4 protein-coding genes are annotated in these 6,636 nt (G+C 43.2%); all 4 read right to left on the bottom strand.

Going from position 1 to position 6,636, the window contains the following annotated elements:
- Positions 1 to 210 precede the first annotated feature (210 nt).
- The 4 genes from BCT81_RS26075 to BCT81_RS26060 all read right to left on the bottom strand — a co-directional run bounded on the left by BCT81_RS26075 (position 211) and on the right by BCT81_RS26060 (position 6,257).
- The gene (locus BCT81_RS26075) at positions 211 to 1,074 is read right to left on the bottom strand and encodes an AraC family transcriptional regulator (RefSeq protein WP_102426347.1); all 864 of its coding nucleotides are present in this window, start codon (positions 1,072 to 1,074) and stop codon (positions 211 to 213) included.
- Positions 1,075 to 1,282: 208 nt separating this feature from the next.
- Positions 1,283 to 3,061, bottom strand: coding sequence for an ABC-F family ATP-binding cassette domain-containing protein (locus BCT81_RS26070; protein WP_102426346.1), 1,779 nt, complete (start codon positions 3,059 to 3,061; stop codon positions 1,283 to 1,285).
- 311 nt (positions 3,062 to 3,372) lie between these two features.
- Positions 3,373 to 4,188 carry a TauD/TfdA family dioxygenase gene (locus tag BCT81_RS26065; RefSeq protein WP_102426345.1) on the bottom strand — a complete coding sequence of 272 codons (816 nt, stop codon included), beginning with the start codon at positions 4,186 to 4,188 and terminating at the stop codon, positions 3,373 to 3,375.
- A gap of 476 nt (positions 4,189 to 4,664) precedes the next feature.
- A complete protein-coding gene (locus BCT81_RS26060; protein ID WP_102426344.1) occupies positions 4,665 to 6,257 on the bottom strand; it encodes a S8 family peptidase in 1,593 nt (530 codons plus the stop codon).
- Positions 6,258 to 6,636: the final 379 nt, after the last annotated feature.

The following is a 6,636-nucleotide window of genomic DNA, read 5'->3' as shown; positions in this document are numbered from 1 at the left end:
GCCCAGACGTTTACTCGTTTTATGATTGAGTTTTTGTTTTTATATAACCGAACGATTATATTACACATCACCTCCGAGCAGTGAGGTTTGAATCAAATATATACACGCTTTTGCATTTAATCTGTTTCAACTCTGCTGCCAAATACATGAAGACCTCGTTAATACGAGGCCTAATATGATTTCATTTCTTGTTATCTGTGACACATAAAGCTAGCGTATCGGCAGGTAGATGTTAGTAAGCAAATCACATTCATCCACCTCATGGACTAGATTAAGGTACTGGAAAAAGCACGGAAAATCCCTCAAAGATTCGCCACTCTTAGGTAACCACTCACGATATAAGTAGCTGACCGTGTCAGCGATTAAATCATGGTTGCCCTTATGAACAGCTACAGCACAACGACCGCCCGGAATGATCCCCCTCTTAACACCAAAGACATTTTCTGGGACATCCCCGTTATGGCTTCCGCAAATATCAAAGCGATATTCATCTTCAGGGGTATCTGAAGGGTCAGAATAAGCCACACCAAATGTGTCACTGGTTTTTACCGGAGAAAAACCCGTCGACTTCCTCCAATCAATAAATTTAGCAGCAGTATTGTAAACCAGCTTTGGGCTTCCTTTATGCTCAATCAGTGCAACCTCTGTCTCGTAAAAATCGACGACTTTCACATCCATTATCTTTTCTCCACTCTTTGGTGAGTTAAACTCATACTTTGAACGCCAATATGGCCAGTTTGGTTGTTTTCTAAATTGAGAAGGTGTCTGCTCAAAGTGCCTCGAAAATGCTCGAGAGAATGCTTCAAGACTCTCAAAGTGAGCCTCCAATGCAATATCGGTGACACTGTACTCGGGCTCAAAAGCTAAACGAAAAGAAGCGCGCTTTAACCGAGCAAACAACACATACTGAATAGTGCTAATCCCCATAAACGACTTAAAGATCCGGTGAAAGTGGTACTTTGAACTCGCCGCCACTGAGCTCAGCTGATCCAAAGTTAATGACTCATCCAAATGTCTATCAATGAAGTCACACACATTTCGTATTCGTCGCTCGTGATGTTTCGCTACATTCATTTTTGTTACCCAATAAAGAATTCGGAGAGATAATACCGACGAGGCGTTAAGCTCGCCTGATTGAGATTGCGAGACTGACTTAACTGTTGTGTTTAATTCTATATTAAGTCGTAACAAAAGGCTCTTTAGCCAATGCAGCACTAAAGAGCCGAATCCTACTCAACAATAGATATTGAGCATTGTGATGCCTACTGGATTACAAACTGGGCTAGTTCAGTTCCAACATCGCATTAATCCGAACTATTTCTTGTTGCCATTTCATTTGCAGATCAGGCTTCTGATGCTTTGCTTTACGAGCTTGATCCTTACTGAGTAATTCTTCGAGCTCTAATAGCCTTTCTAAAAGGCACTCTTCATCATTTTGCGACTGCTGCTCATCTGTTTTAAGCAGCTCAGAACCTGAATCGACACAGGCTTTAGAGTTAGACTGAATCGACGCAGAGCAAGGTTCCACGTTATGACCTTGATGGCTGACAGACATCGCCTCATACACCGCATCTAAGTAAGTCATTTCCACAAGTTGACCTTCATTGATATACCAGAATCGATTGCATGATTTTTCGATCAACTCTCGATCATGGCTGACCAAGAGTAGCCCCCCTTCGAATTGAGTTAAGCAATTCGCCAGCTCTTCCTTACCTGCAATATCAAGGTGGTTCGTGGGCTCATCCAACAACAGGAAGTGATACTTCGCTAGCGATAGCCCAACAAACAGCAGTCGAGAACGCTCGCCACCACTCAGCTCTGCGATCTTTTGCTCGTGTCTTTCGTAGGAAAAACCCGCGCTAATCAAAGCCATTTTTCTAGCTTCCTGAGACACAGGATAAAATGAGTAAAGTGAATCCAGTAGTGAATGGTCATCACGTAATTGGTGCAAGCTTTGATCGTAGTACCCGACTTCAGCATTGGGGTGAAAATAATCATTATCTCCAAGTTGACACGCCTGATAATTCGCCCACAGTACTTTCAGAAGCGATGACTTACCCGCCCCATTTTTGCCTAGCACAGCAACACGGTCACCACTCTTTATCTGCTGGAACAGCACTTCAAACAGTGGCGCTTGGTCGTCAGCGGCACTAATTGGTACCTCCGACAATTCAAGTAGTCGATTGGCCTTCATGGATTCACCGGACAAACTTAGTGTCCATGGTTCAACGGAGTCTAAACGAGTCATGGTCGAGCGTAACCCTTCGGCTCGCTTTTCCATGCTTTTTGCTTTTCGTGACAGACCTTCATTGTCAAAGTCACGCCCCCAAATCGCTAAACGATGAGCGCTCTTTTCGATGCGGTCGATCTCTTTCTTTTCTGCTTGTTGCCTTTCAGCATCCGTTCGATCTTTATCTTCCAGTGCTTTTCTAGCTTCGGTGCATTTTTGGCTAAAGCTAAGTATCCTTTTGTCACGTAACACCCAAGTAGAATCGGTGACGTGGTCGAGTAATCGTTGATCATGCGAAACCATGACAAACGTCCCTCTCCAATCTTTCAGAAACTGCTCTAACCAAAGTAACGTCGGTAGATCCAAGTGATTACTTGGTTCATCTAGCAACAGGACATCTGGCTCAAGAATCAATGCTCTCGCGACTAACACTCGCGCGTATTGACCGCCACTTAAAGTGCCTACAGGCTGGTTCCAATAGCTTTCATCAAACCCTAAATTAGAAAGAGTAATTTGCGCTCGCCATTGTTCTGTTTGCTGCATGTTTAAAGGAAGGTTATCGGTCACAGCATCAAGCATTGAGAGGCTCAACAGTCGCTTGGGTAGGTGTTGCTCAATCAAAGCAACTACGGCATTCGAAGCAAAGGAAACATTCCCCACAAAGTCAGGTAAATCTTTGTTTAACAGACGTAATAAAGTACTTTTTCCACAGCCATTACTGCCGATAAGGCCAATGCGGTCGCCTTTTTTAATGGTAAAGGAAAGCCCATCAAATAGGCGGTATGATGTTAGATCGTAAGAAATGGATGATGTAGATATTAATGTAGTCATTTGTTTACTCAAGTTTCAAGCGCAACAAAGCGCTGTCGTCATTCGCTGACAACAACCAAGTAAACTAGAGTGAAGAAACTCTATTGAAGGTTATATTGAAATGCTTCGCTCAAGTTTTGGTTATCGCAGCACGATAGTGTTAAAACTTGAGTTTTGGTCGTACCAAAAAATATGCGCGAAGTTAAATTCACACACTTTCATAAAAATCCTCCTTGTATTTGTCTTGAGTTGAACATTAGCGCTAAAAGTAAATCACATTAATCGATGAGTCAAAATATTTAGTCGCTTCGTCTTGGGCTTGATTTACAACGTTAGGTGACTGTTACCCGGTGCATTTTTCGTGGAGTATCACCATAATCAATAACGGCATAATGCTGAGTGACCCTGTTGTCCCATATCGCCATTGAGCCCTTGTTCCATTTAAAACGCACTTGATATTCTGGTCGTCGTGCAATTTCAAACAACTGGCTAAGTAATGAATCACTTTCTTCACGCTCAAGCTCATTGATGTAACGGGTAAATTGCTCGTTGATATATAACGTCTCTTTGCCCGTTTCTGGATGAACTTGCACTAAGGGATGTACCACCGGCGGGTTTTCTTGCGCAGTTTTCAGCAGCGACTTATGCCAATCTAGCTCGATTTGGTCCGATTCAATACCCTCAAATGCGACTAAAGAATGCGTTGCCGATAAGCCCCTTAGCTTGTCTTTCATGCTTTCATCTAATGAATCAAACACTGCGGTCATTGAACACCAAATCGTGTCGCCACCGATATCCGGTACATGTTGAGCATGTAATAGCGAGGCTTTAGACGGAAGCTCCCGCCACGTTAAGTCGGTATGCCAATAACTCTCCATTGGCGCATTACCTCGAGTAGTTTCTATCACACTGACTTGCGGAACTTGTTCTACACGCGGAAAGAAAGGATGAGCGGGTTCGAGATCTCCAAACCGTTTTGCAAGTGCTAAGTGTTGTTCAGGCGAGAGGCTTTGTTCATCCAAGAAAATGACTTGATAAGTAACAAGTGCTTTGTACACATCATCGAGTTCACTCTCACTACAATCCAAAAGATTTAATCCATGAATACGAGCGCCAATGTGAGGTGTAATGGGTTCAATTTTCAACATACTTTCGCTTATCGGTTAAGAGGTATTAAGGGGAAGTCATTTAGCTACTCGTTATTAAACCGGACAGAACCGATTTTTCTTTCCTTACCACGCAACATAAAACGCGTTTATTCGAAAAACAAAAGAAAAGAGCCCCTACACTGGAGCTCTTTTTGTTTGTTGATACTTCCTGTATCCGTAGACAAGTCCAATCTGTAGTACTTTCACCGAAAGCCAGATCATCGATATCTCCAGTTGTGTATCACTATTAAATCTAGCATACAAACTTCGAGCTTTTCTGAGACGTAACCGAAAGTTCGTCGAAGTACCGTCAATTCCTGCTTATCAACCAAAGCAAGCAACGCCATATCCTTTTGTTGCCTCCTACAAACCAAAAACAAAACCCACAACAAGGTGGGCTTTGGCTATCAGTCTTCTGAACTGACTAAACTAGTGAGTGACTTTTTGAAAGCATTGTTCAAACCAAAGGTTAAAAGTTAAAAGTTTGCTTGAAGCGTCAAACCACTGTACGCCGAGTATGCATTCAACATCACGTGATATCTGCCGCTTTGGGTGACATTCACCGTACAAGTCTCGCTGTTGCCCGATCGGTAAGGTCGGCAGTCCCACGTACTAAGCGTTGGTTTATCCCCGAAACGTAGATACAGATCCGCATCGCCTGTGCCACCAATGGTGACCACTGTCAGCTGTTGACCCTGTTCCAAGTCCATGTAGAAGTAGTCCTTTTGTCCTCGACTGCCACTCAGTCCATTAACCGGCACGCCAGAGACTAGTTTTCCATCTGGATCTGGTCCAGGTGTTGGACCACCGCAATCCGGTTCACAACCACTATCAGTCAAACTATACAGCAGTTTATTGGTGGTTCCTCTTGTGTCAGAAACCTTATTCTCCGAGGCTCTTGAGTTCAGTAACCCTGCGAGTTGAAGCGGTGTTAAGCCGTTGTTTTCCTGTAAGTACAAGGCTGCAACGCCGGCAACATGTGGCGTCGCCATGGAAGTTCCACTAATCGTTTTATAGCCGCCATCATACCAAGCAGACTTAATTTGAGATCCCGGTGCGAATAGATCAACACAGCTGCCCCAGTTCGAGAAACTTGAACGTGAATCAGAGCTGGTTGTTGAGCCCACCGTCACACCACTTGGTACACGAGCTGGTGATGTATTACACGCATCGGCATTTGAGTTACCCGCTGCCAACATAAAGCTCACTCCAGATTGAATTGCGCCTTGTACCGCGCTATCCAATGCGGTTGAACGACCGCCACCTAAGCTCATATTTGCGACTGAAGGCCCTGATGCATTTTGAGCAACCCAGTCCACACCAGATATTACGCCAGATGTGGTTCCTGAGCCCGAACAGCTAAGTACTCTTACCCCAACAATATCGACATTTTTAGCCACACCGTACTGGCTACCGCCAATCGTTCCTGCAACGTGGGTACCATGCCCATTACAGTCACTCGAATCAGCATCATTATCCACGAAATCATAGCCAGAAACCGAGCGCCCGCCGAATTCCTCATGATTATTATTAACGCCCGTATCAATCACGTATGCTGTTACACCAGAGCCATCAAAATTGGCATTATAGTTTCGATCCAAAGGAAGACTTCTTTGATCTATTCGGTCTAGCCCCCAAATCGCGTTACTTTGAACGGCTTCATTTGAAACAACAGGATCGATACTGAGTATTTGGTCTTGTTCTATATATTCAACGCGAGAATCACGTCTGAGTTGCTTTAATTGAAGTGCGTCTAGATTTGCCACAAAGCCAATAATGGAGCTATCAAAAACATCGTCTGTTTTGATTGAAAACGAATTGGCCATCTGGCCTACCGTTTGTTGAGTGAACTGCTGTAATCCAGCCGCGTCATTCATTAGCATCTGCGGTTGTTTCAATACAACAATATAACGATCAGTGATCGCATCATCTGATGAAGCCAACATCAGTGGAGCAATAGGTTGTTGTAAGTTTTCAGTTGAATTTAAAGCCGAACCTTGAGCCAAACTTGATGCAGAATAAACACCAAATGTGGCTGCAATACAACAACTTAATACTTTCTTTAACATAGCTTGTTCCTTGATATTTTAGGTTTGTTGGTTGTTACCTACGACAAACACGAAAATGCAGACAGCTAGCGTTATACGCTCAATACGTGAAGCAACAGTGTTACAAATTCAACCTAAGACAATAAGAATGAGATTGCTTATTAATTTATATTCATCTCACTAGGAACTTCGAGTGGGGGCAAACTATTTTGAAAAGCTTATGCAATCACATTTTATATAATTTGATCAAAAGCTCTAATTTTAACAAAAGTCGAATGGTTGGTTAAAAATGGTGTATGTGAGAGGGATTATCTTCACTATTGACATATCACACACCAAAAATCCCGCGAAAACTCAAAAATACAGCATCAAAATTAAAGGTGATTAGTCCTACTTATAG

Origin of the sequence: Vibrio sp. 10N.261.52.A1, from assembly GCF_002876325.1 — a bacterium.
Classification (GTDB): Bacteria; Pseudomonadota; Gammaproteobacteria; order Enterobacterales; family Vibrionaceae; genus Vibrio; species Vibrio chagasii.
Note: the sequence above shows the minus strand (reverse complement) of the source record. Positions and strands in the feature narration are given on the sequence as shown.

Excerpts from the sequence above, each read along its gene's own strand:
- BCT81_RS26075 (WP_102426347.1), bottom strand. The coding sequence starts at position 1,074 with ATGAATGTAGCGAAACATCACGAGCGACGAATACGAAATGTGTGTGAC.
- BCT81_RS26070 (WP_102426346.1), bottom strand. The coding sequence starts at position 3,061 with ATGACTACATTAATATCTACATCATCCATTTCTTACGATCTAACATCA.
- BCT81_RS26065 (WP_102426345.1), bottom strand. The coding sequence starts at position 4,188 with ATGTTGAAAATTGAACCCATTACACCTCACATTGGCGCTCGTATTCAT.
- BCT81_RS26060 (WP_102426344.1), bottom strand. The coding sequence starts at position 6,257 with ATGTTAAAGAAAGTATTAAGTTGTTGTATTGCAGCCACATTTGGTGTT.